This is a genomic window from Bacteroides salyersiae (assembly GCF_031172035.1).
In the GTDB taxonomy this organism is placed as follows: Bacteria; Bacteroidota; Bacteroidia; order Bacteroidales; family Bacteroidaceae; genus Bacteroides; species Bacteroides salyersiae.
In genome coordinates this window covers 3,722,334-3,746,408 of the sequence record NZ_CP133452.1, presented here as the reverse complement: position 1 = coordinate 3,746,408, position 24,075 = coordinate 3,722,334, and the positions used below count along the sequence as shown (strand labels likewise).

Sequence of the window (24,075 nt, the reverse complement as noted above, 5' to 3'; positions counted from 1 at the left end):
CTATTTTTCTTTCAATGGTTCGATACTTGTTTTAAGAAGAAGTAACTTTTAAAAGAGAGTGTCTTTTGATAAAATGTCAAGCAAATCCTTTCCGGTAAGCTTATGGCTCATATCAGTCCCCTCGAGCAACGAATCGGCAAGATCACGTTTCGTTTGATGTAAACGCACGATTTTTTCTTCAATGGTATGCTGCGCAATCAAATGGTACACGGTGACATTCTGTTGTTGCCCGATCCGATAGGCGCGATCGGTGGCTTGCTGTTCGATGGCAGGATTCCACCAAGGATCGAGATGAATGACATAGTTGGCTCCCGTAAGGTTCAATCCCAATCCTCCGGCTTTCAGGCTGATAAGGAATAACGGGCATTTTCCCTGCTGGAAATCATCTACCAGATGTTCCCTTTGCTTCAACGAAACGTTCCCGTCCAGATAAAGATATTGCTCTCCTGCTTTATCGAGTTCATGACATATCAACTGGAAAAATGACGTAAATTGGCTGAATACCAGCACCCGGTTGCCGCCTTCTTTTATTTCATTTACTAAGTCAAGGAACAGGCTGATTTTAGAATTCTCACCTTTCCATTGCTTTTCGATTAAGGCAGCACTACAAGCTGCCTGACGCAAACGGGTAATCTCGGCCAATGCATTCATGCTGACAGTGCCGCTTTGTTCCAGCATAGACTCGGCTTTCCGTCGAATTGCTTCATAAATGCCCATTTCGTCTTCAGACAATTCCACCGGTAACACGATTTCCATCTTGTCGGGCAACTCCTCAACTACCTCCGCTTTTGTACGTCTCAACATAAAAGGATGGACGATGCGCTTCAATTGCAACTGTCGCGCCTTGTCTCCCTCTTGTTCGATGGGAACAATATATTTACGATGAAACAGATCGTAGTTTCCTAACAGGCCCGGATTTATAAACCGGAACAGATTCCATAACTCACCCAGATGATTTTGTATGGGAGTACCCGTAAGAAGCAAACGATTAGCTGCCTGCAAACGCATTGCCACACAGGAAGTCTTTGTATCACGGTTTTTGATCGTATGCGCTTCGTCCAGACACACTATGTTCCATTCTTTTGCGGTCAAAGCTTCCATTTCGGTCACTAACAAGCCATAAGTAGAGAGAATCACGTCATACGCCCCAGAAGCTTCGAGCACCACAGACCGTTCGTCAGCTTCATTCAACACCACTGCCTTTAATGTAGGAGCAAATTTCCTCAACTCCTTGTACCAATTAGGAATGACAGAAGCCGGAGCTACAATCAGAGAAGCACCCTCTGCCGCCTTATATAAAAGATACGCAATAGTCTGAACTGTTTTACCCAACCCCATATCATCTGCCAGACAGGCACCGGCCCCCCAATTGTTGAGACGGGCTATCCAGCGGAAACCGTCTATCTGATAATCGCGTAAGGTAGCCTGTAAAGTGGCAGGTATGACAGGAACCAACTCTTTGCTGGCCTCCATCCTTTTCCATAAGTTTTCCAATGCTTCATCATACCCGATTTTCAACTCTCCGTTCCGGATCTCGTCCAACAAACCGGCATGAAAGGCCGACACTTGCATCTTCCCATGTTCTTTCACCGCTACCGATTCAAGCCGTTGCAATTGCTTACGGATCGCATCGCTCAAGCGCAGGTAATCCGTAGCATTGAGACGGATATATTTGCTCTTACTATGCCCCAACAATTCAAGGAACTCCGCCATCGTCATCACTGTTTGATCATCGATACGAACATTCCCTTCTATTTCGAACCAGTTTCCTACTGAATTAAGATGGATGTTCCATCCGGTAGAAGCAGGAGAAGTTTTAAGCCGTATTGTCTCTCCTTCGGGCCATTCTACAAAATAGCTCTCGGGCGATTGCTGTACATAATCAAGCAATGAGAGCAACTCGTCGGGATACAACACCACATTATTATCAGTTATCGACTTATTCATGGAATCTTCAATAAAACCCGTCAAAGCTTCGTAAGCTTCCCGCTCTTTCGAGAGCTTGCGTCTGACCTGATAACGTATTCCCTCTTTCTCATCCACCACAACGGCCAATCCCTTACCGGGTTCGAACAAACCTTTTCCTCCGGGTAATGGTTTGGCAAAGAAATATACGTTAAAACAATTGCCGTGAGGGTGTATCTGCAAACCTATTTCCACCTCTCCTACGATCGTATCGAGTGTGGAACCGCCATCGATGAGCGAAGAATGCACTTCTACCAGACGGCTGATTTTCGGAAAGAAAGCTTTCAGAAGATTTTCCGACTCCAATGGAAAAGACTGCAATGACAACAAGCGGTCATAAAACCTCCGTTGCTGAACGGTCATCGGTATCACAGCGTAATGCGTTGCGTTTTTTTGGATGATAACAGGGTTGGAAGTTGTCAAGTCCGTTTTAGGAACATTAGACGACAATACAAATCCGTTCTCTTTTTTTTCCACAATCAAGTAAGGTTTTTCCTCCGTCACTTTTACCTGTTCGAAAGGAGCGTGCCATCCGGTATAAATCCGGTCGCTCCCGATCAGATTCTCCAAAGCATCTGCTATAGACAAGGCATACCCTCCTCTATTCCGGCATTTTTCCAGAATGATTTTGTCCGTTTCATCCATACAGTCGAGCCCACCGGTTATATAACGATTCCACGACACCGCCTTTCCACTTCCCCACTTTCCGGAATTTAAGCGCAACTGTTCACGAACATCTATCTCTCCTCCAGATCCCCGTATCAGATACATTACACGTACCTGTTTCTCCGGAAGTTTGACTCCATCATTATCCATCTCTTGCAGCAGTTCTGTCATGACCAATTCCCACTTTTGCGCCAACCGGATGGAAGAAAGCACAGGTCGCGTACCGTACACAGCATTCAACGTACGCTTGCACTCCTCTGACAGAGGAATGTAAGCAGAAAGTTCATGCTTAAAAATAAGCTGGTGAGGGATAAATTCTGCCGGATCCAGACTTTTATAATATTCCGGATTAAAGTATTTTGCAAAAAGAAATCCTAAATACCGATAAGATATCTTGTGATAATACCCCCTCTGCTGAGTATGTAACAACCAGTCTATCATATAAATAGGCACTTCCCGGTCTCTACTGGTGCAACATTCGGCTATTATCCGGGCAGGCAAAAGACACAACTCTTCCATTACCACTTTTTTCCGTATAAACTGCCGAAGTTTGTTTTGACTCTCCTCCGACCCTTCACGCACATAGGCCATAATCAGATAAAAGCAGTTCAGGAAATTCATAAAAAGGTTCTTATGAAGCGACTTTTTATTACGCAGTTTCACAGCTGCCCCTAAATATACCAGTGCTCTGCCGTATTCCCCCCAATTAACGGCATGAATTCCTTCAAGCAACAATGCATATAATGTTTTTGGAATCCCTGTTTTATGTGCCTTGTATTCTCCATGCGAAAAATACCTGTAAAGCGCCAACATTTCAGTCAATTCTTTCCGGCAGCTATCCGACAAATCTTTTCTTTCCTCCAACAGTTGGGGAAGTTTATCATTCGTATCGAGAATATCATATTCTTGCAAATAAACGACCATTGCTTCAAAAAATCCGGCAAAAGTCTGTGCAGGAAAGCATCGTATAAGAGGTGTGAAATCCGGTTCCATTCCCACCGGAATAAAATAAGGTATCATGTTGCCGGTAAAATAGAAAGAAGGAATATTGATATCCTCTTTCCGAATACTCTTTTTCAGACCATCATACAGGGTGGAAAAACAAGCAGAACGCTCAATGTTTAATGATTCGAACAGGACCAACCACTCCGCACGACTGACAAACAGGAAATGTAATACCCGGTAATAATGTGCCGGAGTGATTTGGTAAATGTAGTCGTGAGAGCGCCAGTCGAATCCTTCAGACTGCAAAAAACTCCCGTTAGTCAATTCCTTGACATAAGAGGTGACTTTTGTTAATGCAACAGAAGAAATTTTTGCATATTCTTTGAGTGATTGAGGTTCAATGTTTCCACCTATAAAAGCACAAAAACAAAGTAGCTTTTGCCGGCTTTTATCGAGAGCTTCATACTTTTTATAATCCATGTTTTATGTTTTCTTTGTGAAATTGTCAACAAAGTAACAAAAAACATTTAGTAAGAGAGCAACGTAATCTATTTTTTATTATTTGAAACACAAATAAGTCTAAAAAAGATCATAACAGGCTATTCAAAATCAAACAGGTTATGAGTAAAACAGATTGATTGAAAATCGACAAAGTATATCTCCTCCAATGATTCCGACAAGAGCAATAATCCAAAGCCGGGACTGTTTCAAATTACAGGATACTTTGAGAGCCTGAAACATCCAGATAAGAGAAAATATTATAAACGGAAAACCGAGTAATGACAAGAAAATAGCCCAATGCAGATTAGGAATAGCCAGTATCTCAGTAGGTGCCATTGTAGAATCTACTTGTGCGATCGCTTGCATAGGGGGTAATAAATAGATCAGATTCATTCCGATCATCGGTAATTGAGCGAACAGGACAGTTCCGTAAACATCTACCATACGGATTTTGGAATGGGAAAATATCTTTCCACCTATATAAAACAGGGTTGCCGGAACTAACCACACCATCAGATGCTCTGCCCAATAACACCACCAAGCGGGATTGGGAGCAGGTCCGAAGTGTAATAATCCATGATAATGATAACCGGATAACCAACTCAGCAAGGTAGAGACAACCAAACCTAATGCTCCCCATAGTAATGCCTGTGTCCCTGCAATCCGAATAAACGGATTTACCACTTTTTCAATCTTCTGATTTTTCATTTTTCTTCCATTTTAATAAGTTTCTCAATCAAATCATCCAAAACATTCCGAACGGTAGGATAGCTTATTCCCATACTTTTCGCCATGTCTTTTAAGCTACCGCTCGACTTTACAAAAGCAAGAATAAACTGCTGTTCTTTCTCTGACAAACGGGCCAACAAAGGCAATTCAAAATCACCGCAAACTTCGGTACCGCATTCTCCGCAAAACATACGCCCTACTCTCAATGGAGACTCACATGCAGGACATTGCAGTGGCAAACGTTTTTTCAATTCATTCATATCGATTATTTATGCTTGTTTATAAAAGTGCTCAACGAAAAGATCAAGGTAGTATTCACCGGTAGAGAGGAATCAGAATAAGCGACTGACTGCTTCTGCGGATCCATCGTATCACAATCTTTCAGAACATGATTCATGGAGTCGATGAAGAGCAATCCGGCAGCAGGTTTAGCTTTCTTCAACAATTCGGCATCTTGTGTGCTAATTTGAATATCACGTTTACCTTGAACTATTAATACCGGTATTTTCAGAGTCGCAATGACCTCTTGAGGATCATACTTATACCATGAGATCAGATAGGGTTGAACCGAAGAACGGTATAAGGACTGCAAGTACATAGGAACCTGTTCTACCTGTTCCCCTTTTTTAAGAGATTCGTTAATGGCAGACACCTCTCTCCGGATCATTTCCGGCTGTGCGGATACTTGTTCTTCTATAATTTCATATGCCGGACGACCTGCTCCGGCCAATGAGACAAATGCTTTCACCTTTGGCTGATTCCGGCAAGCCAACATACCGATCAATGCCCCCTCACTATGCCCTATCACCGTGATACCGGTAAACCGTTTGTCGTTAGCTAAAAAATTCAACCAACCTTTCACGTCATTTACATAATCTTCAAAACGCAGTAGGGATTCCTCTTTTCCGGCTGCTGCACTGGTTGCTATGCCCCGCTTATCAAAACGAAGTGAAGCAATGCCATTTTCAGCCAATCCTTCCGCTAAATACTTCAATGAATTATTCTTTCCGTGAAGAAGAGGAGAATTACCATCCATATCCGTCGGTCCGGATCCTGCAATAAGCAACACTATCGGACAGTTTCTTTCTGTACTGGGAAGAATCAATTTACCTTTGATCACCCCGTCTTCGGTATTCAAGGTCACCGATTCTACATTCAATGGCATCAATTGTGCCTGACAAAAAAGACAGCAAACAGAAAACAAAATACCGAAAGTCAAGCTTACATGTTTCATATGATTGAAATTTTATATTGATTTACATCTGCAAATGTAGATATACTATTTAAATAATTAAACTATTTATTGAATAATATTAATCATTTCTTTAATTTTATTCAAGAAACATACAATATAACACAGGAATGAGAGAAATAAAAAAGGGCCGCCTTATTTAATTAAGGAGACCCTTTCATTGATTTTATACCAACAATAATAATACTCTACTTCTTAATTACCTTAGCAGTACTTGTACCATCTTCTGTAGTAAGCTTGATAATATATTGCCCACTTATCAAATCAGAAACAGGCAAACTCGAAACATTTTCAGCCTGCTTAACTGTTACTCCCATTAAGTTGATGATAACAACATCACAAGGAGTTGTGAAATTCAATACATCCACTACCGGATTAGGATAAACAGACACGCCAGCTCCCTGCTCAGTAGAAGAAATACCTGTAGCATTGCTAACTTCATTTAATGAGAAGATATTCTCAAGCTTTTGATCAGCAACCTGAGTTTGAGCAATAGCCAGTTTTGTACCGGAAGCTGCTACACCTGTAGCAAGATTTGCAGGGTTAGCTTGAGTCATTGTTCCGTTAGTAGTATCGATCCAGAAAGTAAGAGGAGTTTCAACTGCATGAGAAGCAATAACAGCAGTATGTCCTATCATATAAACATAATCACCACAAACTGTCATTCCACCAAATTCTTCTTTCTTTGAATTCGCATCACCTTCATTGACTTTTGAAGCTACGGCATTGTTCACATCCAAAGTATTTTTGTTTAAAACAGCAACATATAAATCATTAGTAGAAACAGCATCTATATTTTGGTCAAAAGCCAATTTAGCATTAAACGTACCACCAAGCAACAAAACATCACCTTTTACAAGCATTGATTTAATAAAACAATAGTTACCATAGGCATCATGAGTCGTGGAGTATTTTTTAGTCAATGAAGAACTACCATCAGCTAAATCAATAATAGACAAAATATGTCCATATTCAGTTACACCATTTTCTTGAGATAGATCGAATGCTTGTTCCTTAGAACCAATAGTCAATGTTTGCTTACCTGAAGCTACAAAACCGGAATATAATTTTCCCTCAGCAACTGCGAACGAAACAGATTGTACAGAAGATAGATCTGTACTTTTTCCACCTGTTACACCCATATTAGCTAAAATTCCGTCAACCTCTAACTGATCATTCAAAGAAAAGACAGCACCGGAAACTAAATCACCATACCAAAATCCCCCTCCGTCAAGATCAAAATAACCACCTTTAAAAGAGAAACCATTATTCTCTGTCAGTCCTTTATAAGAAGCCGAAGCATACAATTTTCCATCACTATACGCAATATTATTTATATCAAAACGATAATCGCCTGCCTCTGGGAAATATATACCAGTAGCCTCCAATTCCGGCAAAGGTTTAGACACAAAACTCTGTACAGCCTTTAATACACCATTAACATCATACTTGGCTACAAAACCGGCAGCTTGATCAGCAATAGGAGTACCATCCATTTTAATGCCCTCTTTCACTTGGGTATTACCATCCGTACTGCCGAATGTCAATTCATCTGCAAAGTTTCCGGCAATATATACATTCCCGGCACCGTCAGTGGTTATCGTCTTTATTGTTGCAGCACCTGTAAGAGCAACTCCCCATTTTTCAGCACCATCAGTACCATATTTTAATAAATATGAACTGGTAGCAACTGCTTCTATCTCTTTACCGCCAAAAGTAAAACTCTCGGTAAAAAGACCGGTTGCATACATATCTCCCTGTGCAGAAACAGCCACAGGATTACTATTATTTACATTTGCAACAGAGAGAATATCTGTCTGAGATTTCGTCCAACTGTTAGTTACAGTCGGCTGAGCTTGTACTGTCAGCATAGCCGCAGCACAAAAAGCAAGCAGTAATACTTTTTTCATAAAACAATCTTTTAATAATTAAACATATAGATAAATACATAGAGCCATCTTTGTTATGATTGAGAACCAAGTCGTCTCAATCACAACAAAAATGTTTTCTTTTAGTTTGCCAGCCCCGGATTCGCTTCTATTGCTTCACTGGGAATACGAATTGTGTAACGGGAATCGTTTTCTTCCAGAACATAGGTTGTCCCACTGTACGTTTTTTCCAGACGAGGACGGGTTGTCCGTCGTAAATCAAACCAACGATGTCCTTCAAAAGCTAATTCACGAGTACGCTCGTCGTATATTTCCTGCAATAATTCATCACGCCCCATTGCATTAATTGCCGTCTCCTTCTCTGTATAAGCAGCAGCTTTATAACGTTGTTTGATTAACGTCAACAGATAAGTCCGTGCCGCAGGTATAGCAGACTCTCCCGTCATTAATGCAGCTTCGGCAGCATTCAGATAAATTTCTCCAACTCTGAAAGAACAGGAATACTGATTGCTTCCGCCTTTAGCAACCAAAATATTGGAAACGGTTACTTGATTAAAATATTTCGATCTGCGCAAATCGCTCGAAGTATACATTTTCCATAAAGTAGTATTCACTTTCGCAGCACGTACGTATTGAGCAGTCATCACCTGTTCCAATGCCAGAATATTCTCCGGAGAATTATATTCATTCGGCAATACGGTAGAAGAAGACATATCCACCAATTGGTCATTCACCTGCAAAACTGCCTGTGATGCTTCGAGAGACTTTGCCCATTCACCCATATACAAGTACACACGAGAGCGAAATGCATTGACACTTAAGGTATTGAAACGATAGTTATATCCCAAATCCCATTGATCTACATTCAGATATTTTTCTGCCTCTGCAAGATCTGATAAAATAGAATTATACACCTCGGCAACCGTATTACGGGACAAGGTAACCTCCGTATCACTATTCAATTTCAACGGAATAGCTTTTGTAGTAGCGGGATCACAATTCGTGTAAGCTTCACCAAACAAATTGACTAACAAAAAGTGCATATAGGCACGAAGCATATAAGACTCGCCAACCATCTGGTTCACCTCGTCAACAGTCCCTTCCTCAATCATCTCTTTTGATTCAATGACATAATTGGCGATAAACGATGTATGATAGAACGAACGCCAACTGAATGCCGTCGTATTTTCCGACGGACTCACATCATTCCATATCCATATATCCTTGTAAGAATTCAAATCTTCGGCAGCAAGAGTTCCATCCATTATCATCTCGTCCGAACGAAAGGTAGCTAATCCTCTGTCACTTGGTACATAACTATATGCCTGAGTCAATAATGCCCTGAATTCTGCAGCGGTACGGGGAATCACCTTTCCTACCGGTTGTATATCCAGATATTTGTCACAACTGTATAAAGCCGCTATACAAAGCAAGGCACACAGTAGTTTTATATTCTTTAGTATCTTCATAATCTGTTAAAAATTCATGTTAAGACTGAAAGTAAACGACTTAGGTATAGGTTGTGCAAACTGATTACTCATGGTTTCGGGATCCAAGAAATTCTTATAATTAGCACCGAAAACAAACAGGTTGCGACCTTCGAGAGCAACGGTAGCCGAACGGATACCCAATGTATGCATAAGTGTTTCGGGAAGCTTATAACCAACCCGGATATTTTGTAACCTCACATGATCCGAACGCTTCACCCACGTATCCATCATCTGATAAGTGGAAAATATATCATAATGTGAATATTCCGCCGTACGCTTTGTATCAGACAATAATGCCGGAAAATCCGTATTGGTATTTGTAGGTGTCCATCTGTTCAATATATCCCGATTTGTATTCATTCCCCGGTCAAAGCTCGTCAGCGTATAGGACGGAGCTACTCTTGAATACATTTTCAAGTTAAATATAAAATTGACAACCACTTCAAACCTTTTGATATTGAACGTATTCACAAAACCTCCCGAGAACAGAGGATCACTCGAACCGATATATGAATACAAATTACGTTGTTCTTCGGCAGACAAGGTGCTGGCTCCTGCACTATTCAACTTCAACAGTTCTACCGCAGTTACTTTTTCACCCTCCTTATTATAAAACAAAGGATATCCTTCATCGTCCAATCCTGCCGATTTATAAGCAAAGAGTGCCCCTACCGGATAACCTTCACGTCCGGGTGTCGTCTGATTGGATGGTACTGTTTCACGCAAAACTTTATTCTGATTATATCCCAAATTGAAATTTGTAAACCAGGTAAAACCGTTGCGATTTATATTACGGGTGGTTAATGCCACTTCAAAACCGTCATTACGCATACTTGCCCAGTTGACATAAGTCGACATAAAGCCGGTTTCAAGCGGCAACATTTGCAAAGCAATCAAATCTGTACCTTTACGACGATAATAATCTACCGTAATATTCAGTGCATTGTTGAATAGAGCGATGTCCGTCCCGAAGTTCATTGTTTTTGTCTTTTCCCAACGTAAACGTTTGTTGGGCGGAGTTCCCAATACGATCATCTCTTCTGTCACATCCGGTAATATGCTGACATTATTATAATTTCCCATTACATATGACGAAGTACTCTTATCAATATTTCCCTGCACACCATAAGAAGCTCTAATGACCAGATTATCGATCTTCTTAAAGTCTTTCATAAACGGTTCATTGTTGATTCTCCAAAGTCCACTGAACGAATACAACGGCAGAAAGCGATATTTCTTAGAAACCCCGAATATGTCAGAACCATCAAAACGAACACTTCCTCCTACTGTATAGCGTTGAAGTAAGGAGTAAGAAGCCGTTGAAAAGAAAGAAGCATACGCATTTTCCTGATAGGTCTTAGTGTGCAACGGATACGAACGTGCCCAAGATTCATTCGGAAATATCACAGGCTTAGTGGTCAAAGTCTTACGGTCATAGCCATAACCTGTACTCGTCAAAGAACTATACCAGGTTTTCCTGATTTCCGTTCCGACCATCATTTCAAATTCATGAATGTCATTATAAGAATCACGATATTCGGCCTGACTCTTCCAGTTCACCTGAGAATTGCTGCTTGCCGTTTCCGTATGCTTCCCCCCGTCCGGCAAGAAAGACTGGTTGTTGAGAGAAGACATCGTTGTACGTTCTTTATCCTTACGCATTGCATAAGTATCGTGATCGGCAATCGATTCCTTAGATACGGCATCCAATTGCAGACCAACTTGTGATGTAGCTTTAAACTTATCATTAAACCGAAGTTCTACATCGAAAATAGCCGATAAGGCATTAGTGGTCTGTTCATACGAAGTATTATTCCGTTCTTCGAATACATTGAACTTCAAATCCGAATCCCCTTTTCCTTGAATATCGATGTCATAAACGTAATTGCCATCTTCATCAAAAGGCGTTTGATAAGGATTTGCCCTACGTGAATAATACACCGGATTGGAGAAACCATCCGAGTCTGTAAGATTGGATTTGTTAGTTCTGCGATTAGCAAATAAGGACGCACCGACTTTCAACATCTTATTGACTTTATAAGAAGTCTTTAAAACCATATTCAGACGATCGGCTTCCACACCTTTCACATTACCTTTCTCATCATAATATCCCAAAGAAGTATAATAAGTAGCCTTTTCAGAACCACCGGAAAGACTGACATTATATTCCTGATTGAAAGTACCACGGAATAGAATATCATTCCAATCCGTATTTATCGAACGCAAATTGGTAATCTCATTCTGGGCTTGCGTTGACAGTGCACTCCATCCCCCGTTCTTATAGGCATTTGTCAATCCATAACGGGAAATGATACGGGCTACTTCTCCTTTATTTTCACGATACGTATAGTCACTTTGCAACAAATCAAGTTCCAAGTTCACCTTTTCATCCGAAGTCAGCAAATTCAAACGATCGATATCAAACTTAGGAGAATAAGACAACTTGGTAGAGAAAGTAATCTGTGGTTTCCCTGCCCTACCGTTTTTAGTGGTAATCACGATGACACCATTTGCCGCACGTGCTCCATAAATAGCCGTAGCAGCAGCATCTTTCAAAACAGTGATACTTTCGATATCGGCAGGATTCAAACCGGCAATAGCCGACTGATAGATGTTGTCGATATCTTTCAAGTCTTCCATAGTCGGAATCTCCGTTCCTGTCATCGGCACCCCATCGAGCACCCAAAGAGGATCTTGTGTACCGTTCAAAGAAGCAGTACCACGAATACGAATCTTAGGAGCGGCACCGGGAGCACCCGAAGAAGCGATAGAGGACAACCCCGCTACCTGTCCGGAAAGTGCCTGGTCGATACTCATGACCGAACCGATCTTGTCATCGGTAATATCAAGCTTGGTAACTGCCGCCGTCAGTTTACGACGTTCGATAGTCTGGTATCCCGTTACAACAACCGCATCAAGCATATGTGCCGACGGTTGCAGTACAACCTCATAACTGTTTTTTCCGGCTGCCAGATGTATTGTTTGCGATTCATATCCCACATAACTGCACTGAAGGCTGGTCACACCTTCCGGCACATTAATAGTAAACTTTCCATCCATGTCCGTTATCACCCCCAAGGAAGTCTGGCTGCTGCCCGCTTTCTTTAAGTTTTCGGATGACACAAACACAGAGGCACCGATTAAGGGCTCTTTGTAATCACCGGCGATAACTACACCTGTAATTTTTCTTTCTGCCGCACTTGTTCCAAAGGCGATGACACAGCAAAGAGAAAATAGTAAATAACTGATTGTTCTTTTCATTAATACAATATAAGTAGTTAGTAGTCAGTAGTTAGTAGTTAGAATCTATGCAGCATATCAGCATGGTTCTGCTCCCGCCCCGAATGGATTCTAACTTCCAACTCCTATATTCTAATTTCCAATTTAGATTCCCAACGCAGTATTGATGCGCAGGATCATGTCTTTATAATGATACTTCGTAGCTACATCCGATGTTCCCAAACGGCTTTGAAGCAAGTCTTTGATACGAAGCAACTCGCCACGCTTCACAGAAATCGCATCCGATACGCGGTTTATCTGCGAGCCATAGAAATTCACCTCACGACGTGCTCCCATGCGGTCGGCATCCAATGAACGATGGGCGTATTCATCGCAACTGCAAACAGCCTGCTGATGATCCAGCAGGAAATGGTCGTTCATCAACTTCTTACTGAATTTCACACTTTCATTCTCGGCGGCAGCCGTAATCAAAGCATCCAAGAAATTCTTTTGCAAGGCACGTGTCATTACATCGGGAATCGCCCCACGCTCGGTCGTAGCAAAAATAGTACGGTGTAAACCGTCCATCAGTTCTACGGCCGTGAAAGCTTTCTTTCCATTTACCGATTCGTTTTCGAGCATGCGCATCAGACGCGTATTCGACAGCAAATCCCAAAGGATATAAGATTGCGCATTTTTCAGAACTTGTGTAGGCGCATTTTCAACGACTCCCATCGGAGTATTGCGAAGCAGATAAGTATACTCTCCCACCTCAGCATCGAACAGCCATTTCGGATAAGTCAACACTTCATCCAGCAGGAATTTCAATGCGGCCTGTTGCTTCTCTTTTTCTACGAACGTATACGTTTTCTGTCCGTCACCAACAATCGTATTCTCAAGATAAATGCCACCGATATTGGCCATTACATGATAAAGATAGTTGTTCCACTGATTGATAACAGCGTAATACAGACGGGAAGCCTCTTTATACGTCTGCCCCTTCTCACCGGTCGTAGTCCACTTTATTATTTCAGGAACCACACGCTTCAGATTTGCAATACCCAATTGAGAGGAACGTATGGCATCATCTCCCAGATCCTCATTCTGTGCACGCGGGTCTACGGCATCGCGCACATCCTGTGCTTCACTATATTTATAAAGACGGTCCGTATGACGGCTCAGGAAATCATAAAGCAAATCCTTTTCCGCTTCCGGTGTCTCCTTACCATACCAACGGTATCCATATTCAATGGCAAACAGATCATAAGGACCGATATGCGGTGAAAGTGCGGTTACTCCGTCACCCGGTTGAGCCACATAGTTGAAACGGGCATAATCCATGATAGAGGAAGAAGTAGAATTCATACGGTCGGTGAATGTCTTGGAACGCAATGAATCCGTAGGAAATGCCCATGACCCCATCATGTTGTGGCGTAATCCCAAAGAGTGACCTACCTCATGGCATGCTACAAAACGCATGGCGTCTCCCATCAACTCATCAGAGATCTTTACTCCACGGGCTTCGGGACGGATAGCGCCTGTCTGCACGGTAATCCATTCTTGCAACATACCGAGTACGTTGTGCCACCACATGATATCGGCTTCAAGAATCTCGCCCGAACGGGGATCGAGAATAGAAGGCCCCATAGCGTTGGCTTTGGTAGAAGCAGCATAAGTAAGTACGGAATAATTCACATCATCCATATCTATTATCATGCTGTCCGTCACTTCTTTGGCAATAATAGCATTCTTAAAACCCGCACGTTCGAAAGCAACCTGCCAGTCTTCTATACCTTGCTTGATGTATTTACGCCAACGATATGGAGTAGAATTTTCGATATAGAACACGATCGGCTTGGCCGGTTCTACCAACTCTCCACGCAAATAACGTTCGCGGTCTTCCGGTTTCGGTTCCAGACGCCAACGGGTAATGAATTGCTTCTCTTCTACCTTCTGCTGGCCATCGCTATAACTCAACAGCGGATTAGTGAAATATCCGACACGGGCATTATCCAAACGGCCTGTCATCGGCTTTTCCGGAAGCAACATCAGCGAAGAGCTCACCTCTACCGTAACATATACGGAAGTAGTTCCTTCGGTCACTTTCGTCGTCAGTTCGGAAGTAGCCACCACGTTATTTTCAAACGATTTGATGGAAAGAATACGAGACAGGTTCTTTATGGCAGACGTACCGAGATTGATATTGGTAAATACATTATTGATACTCGTCTCCGTCCCGTCGTAAATATCATTCACTTTAATCACCATCGCGGTAGAGTCGTTATTATACGCTTCTACTTTAAAACCGGCTATCAACGGAGAGATATAGTTGTTACGCACCGACTCACTGATAGCATCTTCGGCAGGCGAAAGCGGCAATACGCGACTTTGACGAATCAGCAATTTATTGGTTGCCTTATCGAGTTCAAAGCGCACCATCTGATTTTCATAATTCACTCCGCGATTGACTCCCGCTTCGTTCAGTTCTACGGGAACACGCTGCAATTTGTTCACAACCAACAGATCCCTTCCCAATAAATTCGATGGTACTTCAAAGTAATAATCGTTCTTCTTTTGGTATACATTAAACATACCACGCCGAACAATACTACCGTCTCCGGTCAGCTTTTCATACTCATTTTTAGATTTAATACTGTCGTTGGATTCTGTTTTTTTCTTCTTGCGGAACAATCCCATAGTGTCAGGGGTAGAAGTTCCGGCATACGATACAACGGAAGAAGCACACAAGAAAGTACCTGTGGCCACCGTAATTAGCAGGCTTGTTTTCAGTTTCATCAAGTTAATCTATCAATTATCACTGTTACTCTTTATTCTACTCAAAGAATAAAAGGGGGCTACAAAGATAATAAAACTATCAATATGAATAATTAAACGCGACAACTTTTGACGTTTTTTCTTAATTAAACCGAATTTTGCTTGCATTTTTATTCAAAGACGCACGTTTTCTGTTCACTGTTTAACATACTTTCCGGAAAACAAAGTATAAAAACAGACCCAAGCATACTTTGCGATACATATAATACTCCGCTACATATATTATAAAGTAATATTACATATATTATAAAGCAGCATTACATATATTGGTACTATTTTTACATCCACATGGCAGTAAAGTATAAAGATTTAAGCTATCTTTGTCTCAAATAAACATCGTATGGAACTCTTAGTATATAAAGCTTCCGCCGGTTCCGGTAAGACTTTTACCTTAGCCGTGGAATACATCAAACTACTCATTCTCAACCCTCGTGCTTACCGGCAAATACTGGCCGTGACCTTTACCAATAAAGCGACAGCAGAGATGAAAGAGCGTATTCTCAGCCAGCTTTACGGTATCTGGAAAGGGGACAAGGACTCGGATGCCTATCTGAAACGGATTATCGCAGAAACAGGAAAACCGGTGGAAGAAGTGCGGGAAGCAGCTAAAGTAGCACTGACCAATATGCTGCATGATTACAGTCGCTTCCGGGTAGAGACAATCGACTCTTTCTTCCAGTCGGTGATGCGAAACCTCGCCCGTGAACTCGAGCTAAGCCCCAACCTGAATATCGAATTGAACAACCAGGAAGTATTGAGCGATGCCGTGGATAGCATGATCGAAAAGTTAGGCCCTACTTCCCCCGTATTGGCATGGTTGCTGGATTATATCAACGAACGCATTGCAGACGACAAACGTTGGAACGTATCGGACGAGGTGAAAAGTTTCGGACGGAATATCTTCGATGAGGGATATATAGAGAAAGGAGAAGGACTCCGGCAAAAACTGATTGAGAATCCGGGACTCATCAAAAACTACCGTCGTGAACTGAAAGAGATGGAAACGGAAGCACTCGAACAGATGAAGGGATTCTACGATCAGTTTGAAGGAGAACTGGACGGACATGCCCTCAATGCAGACGATCTGAAGAACGGTTCGCGCGGCATAGGAAGTTATTTCCGCAAACTCAATAATGGCATATTGGGCGATGACATACGCAATGCAACAGTAGAAAAGTGCCTGACGGATGAGAAAAACTGGGCGGCTAAAAGCTCGCCACGCTATCAGGACATTCTTCAATTAGCTTCCGGAAGCCTCATGCCTTTATTGAATGAAGCAGAGAAGTTCCGTTCGAAAAATAATAAGATAGTAAACAGTTGCCGGCTTTCCATGCAACACCTGAACAAGGTGCAACTGCTGGCAAACATAGACGAAGAGGTACGCCGGCTCAATCGGGAGAACAACCGCTTTTTATTATCGGACACCAATGCCTTGCTCCATCAACTGGTAAAGGATGGCGACTCTTCTTTCGTATTCGAGAAAATCGGGACAAACATCCGGAATGTAATGATAGATGAGTTTCAGGACACAAGCCGCATGCAATGGGGAAACTTCCGGTTACTGCTATTGGAAGGGCTTTCACAAGGAGCAGACAGCTTGATTGTGGGAGATGTAAAGCAATCCATCTATCGTTGGAGAAACGGCGATTGGGGAATACTCAACGGGCTGAACGACCGCATAGAACACTTCCCGATACGGGTAGAAACCCTGAAAACAAACCGTAGAAGCGAAACCGATGTTATCCGGTTTAACAACGAAATATTCACATCGGCGGTAAACTATCTGAATGCAGTCTATAAAGAGGAGTTAAAGACGGATTGCGAAGCACTGCAAAAAGCCTATTCCGATGTGGCGCAGGAATCTCCCAAAGAGGAGAAAAAAGGGTATGTCAAAGTATCCTTTCTCGAACCGGATGAAGAGCATGATTACACCGAACAGACGCTTATCGGCTTGGGCGAAGAGGTGGAACGTTTACAGAACTCCGGAGTAAAGCTCAATGACATTGCCATTCTCGTGCGCAAAAACAAAAGCATTCCCCGCATTGCCGATTACTTTGACAAAACACTGCAATACAAAATCGTATCCGATGAAGCCTTCCGCCTGGATGCCTCATTGGCTATCTGTATGATGATAGATGCCCTGCGTTATCTCTCCGATCCGGAGAACCGGATTGCCCGGGCTTCGCTTATTACCAATTATCAGTTGCAGATAAAAGGATACGAAGGCAGCTTGGACAACCTGCTAACCGCTCCGGCAGAGACGCTATTGCCCGAAGCATTCATTAAAAAGATAGGGATATTAAGGTTAATGCCGCTTTATGAGTTACTGGAAGAGCTTTTCAGCCTTTTCGAAATGAACCGTATCAGCGATCAGGATGCCTATCTTTTCGCATTCTTCGATGCAGTGACGGATTATCTGCAAAGCAACTCATCCGAACTGGACGGCTTTATCCGCTTTTGGGAAGAGACGCTATGCGGCAAAACCATCCCCAGTGGAGAGATGGAAGGTATCCGCATCTTCTCCATCCACAAATCAAAAGGATTGGAATTTCATACGGTACTCCTGCCTTTCTGCGACTGGAAACTGGAGAATGAGACCAATAACCAGCTCGTGTGGTGTATTCCGGAAGAAGCCCCTTTCAATGAACTGGATATTGTGCCGGTGAACTACTCCGCACAAATGGGTGCTTCCGTCTATCAGAAAGACTATCAGCAGGAACGCTTGCAGTTATGGGTAGATAATCTGAATCTGCTCTACGTGGCTTTTACCCGTGCCGGAAAAAATCTGATTGTATGGAGCCGGAAAGGACAAAAGGGAACAATGTCCGAACTACTGACGGCAGCATTGCCCGAAGTAGCCCGTAAGAACGGAATTGACTGGAACGAAGACGAGCCCTATGAACAAGGGGAACTCTGCCCCTCTTCGAAGAAAGAAGAAAAAGTTTCGACCAACAAGTTGACGCGGAAGCCGGACAAACTCCCGGTAAGCATGGAATCTATGCGGCACGAAATTGAATTCCGGCAGTCCAACCGCTCGGCAGACTTTATCAAAGGAATAGATGAAGAAGAGTCGGAAGACCGTTTTATCAACCGTGGACGCTTGCTACATACCCTGTTCTCGGCTATTGAAACGGAAAAAGACATTGATACGGCCATAGAAAGACTGATCTTCGAAGGCGTTATCGGTAGCCGCAAAGTGGAAGAAGAGATACGGAAAGTGACTCATAAGGCTTTCTCCATGCCCGAAATACAAGATTGGTATTCGGGACGCTGGCAATTGTTCAATGAATGTGCCATTATATATAAGGAAGACGGGGTGTTGCAAACCCGCCGACCGGACAGGGTAATGATGCAGGACGGGCAAGTAGTGGTGGTGGACTTCAAATTCGGTAAACCGAACAAGAAGTACAACAAGCAGGTGCAGGGATACATGCAATTACTGACGAAGATGGGATACAGTAATATCAGGGGGTATTTGTGGTATGGGCCTCTCCCCCGGCCCCTCTCCGCAGGAGAGGGGGGAGAAGATACTGACTCCGGATGGGAAAAGGGGAAAGTGGTGGAGGTGAAGCTGGAGCCTACATACAAGACTGCATGCTTGAACTCTTATAATTACTTGAAAGAGTTGCAGAAGAAAAACAAATTAAATCCGACAGATGCCGAACGGGTTCTATGGGAATATTTTCGACGAGAACAGTTAGGATATAAGTTCAGACGGCAGCAAGTCATTGATAATTATATAGCAGATTTCGCTTGTCTTGAATCTAAACTGATTATTGAATTGGATGGCGACTACCATTTGACTGCTGAACAAATTCTGAAAGACCGGGAACGTACGGAAAGACTGTCGCTTTTAGGATACAAGGTGATACGTTTTAAAAATGAAGAAGTGATCGATAATCCGGAAACAGTGATTAAACAGATCAAGAATATTCTTATTGCTTCCAATAACGAAGAGACATAGACTCTTAATATTTCTTTGAATGTATGACTCTTATAATTAAACATCATAATAAACCTCTTTATATATAACCCTAACATGCCCTACTCCAATAATCAGACACACTCCCCCCTCTCCCACGGAGAGGGGTCGGGGGAGAGGCCTACCTTTCTCGAACTGGTCGCTCAAGACCTCCATAGTAAAATCGGCAACGATCTCTCACGGGTAGCCATCGTTTTTCCAAATAAACGTGCCAGTCTGTTTTTCAATGAACACTTGGCTGCGCAATCCGATCGCCCTATCTGGTCGCCCGCATATATCAGTATCAGCGAATTGTTTCAACAATTATCCATACAGAAATTAGGTGATCCCATCCGGTTAGTTTGTGAGTTGTATAAGGTCTTTCGCGAAGAGACTAAAAGTGAAGAATCACTGGACGACTTTTATTTCTGGGGAGAATTGCTCATCAGCGACTTTGATGATGTAGACAAGAATCTGGTAGATGCCGACAAGCTTTTTACCAACCTGCAAGATTTAAAAAACATCATGGATGATTTCGACTTTCTCGATGAAGAACAAGAAAGCGCCATCCGACAGTTCTTTCAAAACTTCTCCATAGAGAAGCATACGGAGCTAAAGGAGAAATTTATTTCTCTTTGGGATAAATTAGGTGATATTTACCGCAATTACCGTTCACGGCTTACAACATTAGGCATAGCCTATGAAGGGATGCTTTACCGCAACGTTATCGAAGCACTCGACACAGACACGCTCCGCTATGACAAATATGTATTTGTCGGCTTCAATGTGCTCAACACGGTGGAAACCCGCTTCTTCTCCATTCTGCAAGATGCCGGCAAGGCGCTTTTCTACTGGGATTATGACATTTTCTATACCCGATTGCCCCAACAGAAACACGAAGCCGGTGAATTTATCCTCCGTAACATGAAGTTATTCCCTAATGAACTTCCGGAAGAAGTCTTCGATTGCCTGCGCCACCCCAAGAAAGTACGCTTCATCTCCTCCCCTACGGAAAATGCACAAGCCCGTTACCTACCCGAATGGGTGAGAGGACTGGCACGGGAACACTCTACCCCCGATTCAGAAAAAGAAAATGCAGTGGTGCTTTGCAATGAATCACTGCTACTTCCTGTCCTCCACTCTATCCCGGCAGAGGTGAAGAATGTCAACATTACCATGGGATTTCCTTTGGCGCAAACTCCGGTATATAGCTTTATCAATGCAGCCGTCGAGCTACAAACCACCGGTTACCGGATGGAAACCGGGCGTTACAGCTATGAAGAAGTGCAGGCCATATTAAAGCATCCCTATACCCGTCAGCTTTCCTCCAAAGCGGAACCTTTGGAAAGAGAACTGACCCGTACCAATCGTTTTTATCCCTTACCCACGGAACTGAAACAGGATGATTTCCTCTCCTTGCTTTTTACACCGCGTAGCGGTATTCGTGAACTGTGCCTGTACATCACAGAACTATTGAAGGAGGTCTCTATCCTATACCGGCAGGAATCGGGACAGGAGGACATCTTCAACCAGCTCTACCGGGAATCCCTGTTTAAGAGCTTCACGATGGTGAACCGGCTGCTCAATCTGATCGAAAATGATGAACTTCAAGTACGGATAGACACATTGAAACGTCTGCTCAACCGCATACTTGCCGCCGCCAACATTCCTTTTCACGGCGAACCGGCCATCGGTATGCAGGTAATGGGGGTGCTCGAAACCCGTAACCTCGATTTCCGTAACCTTATCATGCTATCACTCAACGAGGGCCAACTGCCCAAAGGCGGAGGCGAGTCCTCTTTCATCCCCTACAATCTCCGCAAAGCCTTCGGGATGACCACCATCGAGCATAAGAATGCCGTATATGCCTACTATTTCTACCGTCTGATTCAACGGGCGGAAAATATCACGTTAATATACAATAGTTCTTCCGATGGCCTGAACCGGGGAGAGTGGTCACGCTTTATGTTACAGTTCCTTGTAGAATGGCCACACGAAACCAGTTACGAATTCCTTGAAGCCGGTCAGTCTCCTCAAAAAAGCCGGGAGATAACGATCGAGAAAACGCCTGCAATACGAAGCCGCATGCTGAACAGGTATAATTTCAATCAGAATCCGAAGGCGCTCCCGCTCTCTCCATCGGCCCTGAATGCCTATCTGGATTGCAGCCTGCGATTCTATTACCGTCATGTGGCCGGATTGAAAGCACCGGATGAAGTAAGTGCAGAGATCGATTCCGCACTGTTCGGTACCATTTTCCATCGCTCGGCAGAATTGGCATACGGCGAATTAAGTGCTAACGGAAAAGAGATACGGAAAGAGGATTTAGAACGCCTGTTACGGGATGATGTCCGCATTCAAGGATATGTAGACCGTGCATTTAAAGAAGAATTCTTCCACGTCCCCCTTGACGAACGCCCCGAATACAACGGAGTACAGTTGATCAATTCAAAGGTAATCAGTTCCTACCTTCGCCAGTTATTGCGCAATGATCTGGCCTATGCACCTTTCTCCATGGCAGGAATGGAAGAACCCGTAGAAGAACCGTTGGAAATAAACACACCGGAAGGAACCATCAAAATCAAAATAGGCGGAACGATAGACCGCATGGATTGTAAAGAAGACACTCTCCGGATTGTGGACTACAAAACCGGAGGAAGTCCCAAGACACCGGCCAATATCGAGCAGTTATTCATCCCCGCCGAAGGGAGGCCTAATTATATTTTCCAGACATTCCTGTACGCTGCCATCATGAGCAGAAAGCAGTCACTGAAAGTAGCTCCTGCCCTACTCTACATTCATCGGGCAGCCAATGAAAGTTACTCTCCGGTCATTGAGATAGGCGAACCCCGTAAACCCAAAATACCCGTAAATAACTTCGCCTTCTTTGAAGATGAGTTCCGGGAGCGGTTACAGAGGTTACTGGAAGAAATATTCGGAGCGGAAACACCCTTTACACAAACAGAAAACACGAAGGCCTGCGAATACTGCGACTTCCGTGCTTTATGCAAAAGATGAAAAAGCGCTCTTATTTTCCAATCTCTCCTATTTTAAAAGAGATCACTGCATCCCCTTTCTGCAATTTACCAATCAATATCGTAGTAGAAAAAGCAGGAAGGGGAACTGTTTCTGTTGTTTCCGAAAGGATTTGGCTATATACTTCGACTCCGGATAAATTATAAAAGGAAAGACGATATCCGGAAGCATTATGCACCATCAATTTACCATCAGCAATTGAATAAGTCGGTACAGAAGCACCTATGCCTTCTATTCCATCGGGAAAATCGGTGCTATCATAAATGACCTCATCGCCAACATAGCAACGCAATAGCTTATATTCTGAAGCATCCCAGTGATAACCAGAACCTTCCAAATACAACAGTAAGTTCAATGAACCGACATCTTCCAACCATACATGCTTAATCTTTCCTTCCAAAACAATGCGTTTCAGCGATTTTCCCATGCACTGTATCCGATCTGTCCGGGTAACCGTATAAGGTTCATACGTCGGAGGAACATAGTATACCATATTGACATTATGGGATACACAAAGATATATGCGATCAACTTCGGAAAAATCAAATGAATAAAGATATTGATCACAATCCAGTAAATCATCATAATAGCCACCAAAAAGCCAGTAAATAGTCCCATTTACATCATATAAATAACCACCATCATAATGATATGTACCTTTATACACCGGATAGCTCGGATAGCCGTTTATCATCCGAGGTTCTCCAATACTTATCTTATCGATACTATTCGACGGAGTTTGAATTTCCCAAGTCTTGCCCGGCCTAAGAAAAGTTGATTGATAATCGGGATTAATAACCTGTCCTTTATAATAAAGAACAGATTTATCCGAGGCAAATACCTGTGCAAGACTTGTGTTCCTATTAACACCATCGGTTGCAGCTACCTCATAAGCTCCCCAAAATCCTGACGGACTGCCAATACCCTCAATCCATGCATCTTCTCTACAATAATAATCAGCTAAAGCGCTAACTACCATTATTTTCCGTCCACATTCGTAATAAACATCCTCCACAGTCAATGTTATAGGTTCATCAAAAAAATCACAATACGACAAATTACCACCTATATTCCAAGGAATCCTATAAGATTCAATCTTATCCCCCTCCTCTTTAGAGAAATCATATAAAAGTACTCTATCCGGAATATTTACATATTCTTGAAATGGATAATACCACACTTTACGATCTTCTTCTAAAAAAGCTCCAACGAGTACCTTGTCCAAATACAGTTTCTTACAATTCTTATCTCCAAGCAATGTATCTGTCCCTAATTCATAAAAATAATCATCATTAATATATGTATCGTTCCATATACCATAGCAAAAACGATTTACTTTCCATTATGTTCCTGTTTTTGAGAATTCAGTTTGTGCCTGTATATGGCCAGCAAAAACACAAGATAAAATCAATAATAGAATAGTAATATTTCTCATAATATTCACATTTGGTTGAACAATATTCAAAGGTAACAATAAATAACTATAAAGCTATGTTTTATATTAAAAAAAAGATACGATGCATTTCAGGTTTTAACAAATCGGTGCTTGGCGATGGTAAGCATGGTGCTTACCATCGCCAAGCACTA

At 42.6% G+C, this 24,075-nt stretch carries 11 protein-coding genes; 2 read left to right on the top strand and 9 right to left on the bottom strand.

The genetic code is table 11. The features are described from left to right. Positions 1 to 48: 48 nt before the first annotated feature. From RB604_RS13850 to RB604_RS13815, 8 genes are all read right to left on the bottom strand, one after another. Positions 49 to 4,056 (bottom strand): DEAD/DEAH box helicase, encoded by a 4,008-nt coding sequence (locus RB604_RS13850; RefSeq protein WP_055294567.1) that lies wholly within the window; start codon positions 4,054 to 4,056, stop codon positions 49 to 51. Positions 4,057 to 4,194: 138 nt separating this feature from the next. Continuing rightward, complete coding sequence (locus RB604_RS13845; protein ID WP_055294565.1) at positions 4,195 to 4,785, bottom strand: YIP1 family protein; 591 nt, start codon at positions 4,783 to 4,785, stop codon at positions 4,195 to 4,197. Further along, positions 4,782 to 5,066 (bottom strand): DUF2089 family protein, encoded by a 285-nt coding sequence (locus tag RB604_RS13840; RefSeq protein WP_021937020.1) that lies wholly within the window; start codon positions 5,064 to 5,066, stop codon positions 4,782 to 4,784. The genes RB604_RS13845 and RB604_RS13840 overlap by 4 nt, the downstream gene beginning before the upstream one ends. 5 nt (positions 5,067 to 5,071) lie before the next feature. After that, positions 5,072 to 6,040, bottom strand: a complete 969-nt coding sequence (locus RB604_RS13835; RefSeq protein ID WP_055294564.1) for an alpha/beta hydrolase — start codon at positions 6,038 to 6,040, stop codon at positions 5,072 to 5,074. Positions 6,041 to 6,246: 206 nt separating this feature from the next. Next, positions 6,247 to 7,968, bottom strand: a complete 1,722-nt coding sequence (locus RB604_RS13830; protein WP_055294562.1) for a T9SS type A sorting domain-containing protein — start codon at positions 7,966 to 7,968, stop codon at positions 6,247 to 6,249. A gap of 101 nt (positions 7,969 to 8,069) precedes the next feature. Further along, entirely contained in the window at positions 8,070 to 9,416 is a 1,347-nt protein-coding gene (locus RB604_RS13825) for a RagB/SusD family nutrient uptake outer membrane protein (protein ID WP_055294560.1), read from the bottom strand. 6 nt (positions 9,417 to 9,422) lie between these two features. Next, positions 9,423 to 12,698 (bottom strand): SusC/RagA family TonB-linked outer membrane protein, encoded by a 3,276-nt coding sequence (locus RB604_RS13820; RefSeq protein ID WP_005932538.1) that lies wholly within the window; start codon positions 12,696 to 12,698, stop codon positions 9,423 to 9,425. A gap of 123 nt (positions 12,699 to 12,821) precedes the next feature. Continuing rightward, a complete protein-coding gene (locus tag RB604_RS13815; protein WP_055294558.1) occupies positions 12,822 to 15,452 on the bottom strand; it encodes a zinc-dependent metalloprotease in 2,631 nt (876 codons plus the stop codon). A gap of 379 nt (positions 15,453 to 15,831) precedes the next feature. Between RB604_RS13815 and RB604_RS13810 the strand changes: the two genes are divergently transcribed. Then, the gene (locus tag RB604_RS13810; RefSeq protein ID WP_055294556.1) at positions 15,832 to 19,455 is read left to right on the top strand and encodes a UvrD-helicase domain-containing protein; all 3,624 of its coding nucleotides are present in this window, start codon (positions 15,832 to 15,834) and stop codon (positions 19,453 to 19,455) included. 75 nt (positions 19,456 to 19,530) lie between these two features. After that, positions 19,531 to 22,470 carry a PD-(D/E)XK nuclease family protein gene (locus RB604_RS13805; RefSeq protein WP_007480689.1) on the top strand — a complete coding sequence of 980 codons (2,940 nt, stop codon included), beginning with the start codon at positions 19,531 to 19,533 and terminating at the stop codon, positions 22,468 to 22,470. A gap of 10 nt (positions 22,471 to 22,480) precedes the next feature. Here the strand turns inward: RB604_RS13805 and RB604_RS13800 are convergent, their stop codons facing one another. Next, entirely contained in the window at positions 22,481 to 23,713 is a 1,233-nt protein-coding gene (locus tag RB604_RS13800; RefSeq protein WP_229103575.1) for a hypothetical protein, read from the bottom strand. Positions 23,714 to 24,075: the final 362 nt, after the last annotated feature.

What these genes read in the sequence shown, in the direction of transcription:
- RB604_RS13850 (WP_055294567.1), bottom strand. Translation starts at nt 4,056, where the DNA reads ATGGATTATAAAAAGTATGAAGCTCTCGATAAAAGCCGGCAAAAGCTA.
- RB604_RS13845 (WP_055294565.1), bottom strand. Translation starts at nt 4,785, where the DNA reads ATGAAAAATCAGAAGATTGAAAAAGTGGTAAATCCGTTTATTCGGATT.
- RB604_RS13840 (WP_021937020.1), bottom strand. Translation starts at nt 5,066, where the DNA reads ATGAATGAATTGAAAAAACGTTTGCCACTGCAATGTCCTGCATGTGAG.
- RB604_RS13835 (WP_055294564.1), bottom strand. Translation starts at nt 6,040, where the DNA reads ATGAAACATGTAAGCTTGACTTTCGGTATTTTGTTTTCTGTTTGCTGT.
- RB604_RS13830 (WP_055294562.1), bottom strand. Translation starts at nt 7,968, where the DNA reads ATGAAAAAAGTATTACTGCTTGCTTTTTGTGCTGCGGCTATGCTGACA.
- RB604_RS13825 (WP_055294560.1), bottom strand. Translation starts at nt 9,416, where the DNA reads ATGAAGATACTAAAGAATATAAAACTACTGTGTGCCTTGCTTTGTATA.
- RB604_RS13820 (WP_005932538.1), bottom strand. Translation starts at nt 12,698, where the DNA reads ATGAAAAGAACAATCAGTTATTTACTATTTTCTCTTTGCTGTGTCATC.
- RB604_RS13815 (WP_055294558.1), bottom strand. Translation starts at nt 15,452, where the DNA reads ATGAAACTGAAAACAAGCCTGCTAATTACGGTGGCCACAGGTACTTTC.
- RB604_RS13810 (WP_055294556.1), top strand. Translation starts at nt 15,832, where the DNA reads ATGGAACTCTTAGTATATAAAGCTTCCGCCGGTTCCGGTAAGACTTTT.
- RB604_RS13805 (WP_007480689.1), top strand. Translation starts at nt 19,531, where the DNA reads ATGCCCTACTCCAATAATCAGACACACTCCCCCCTCTCCCACGGAGAG.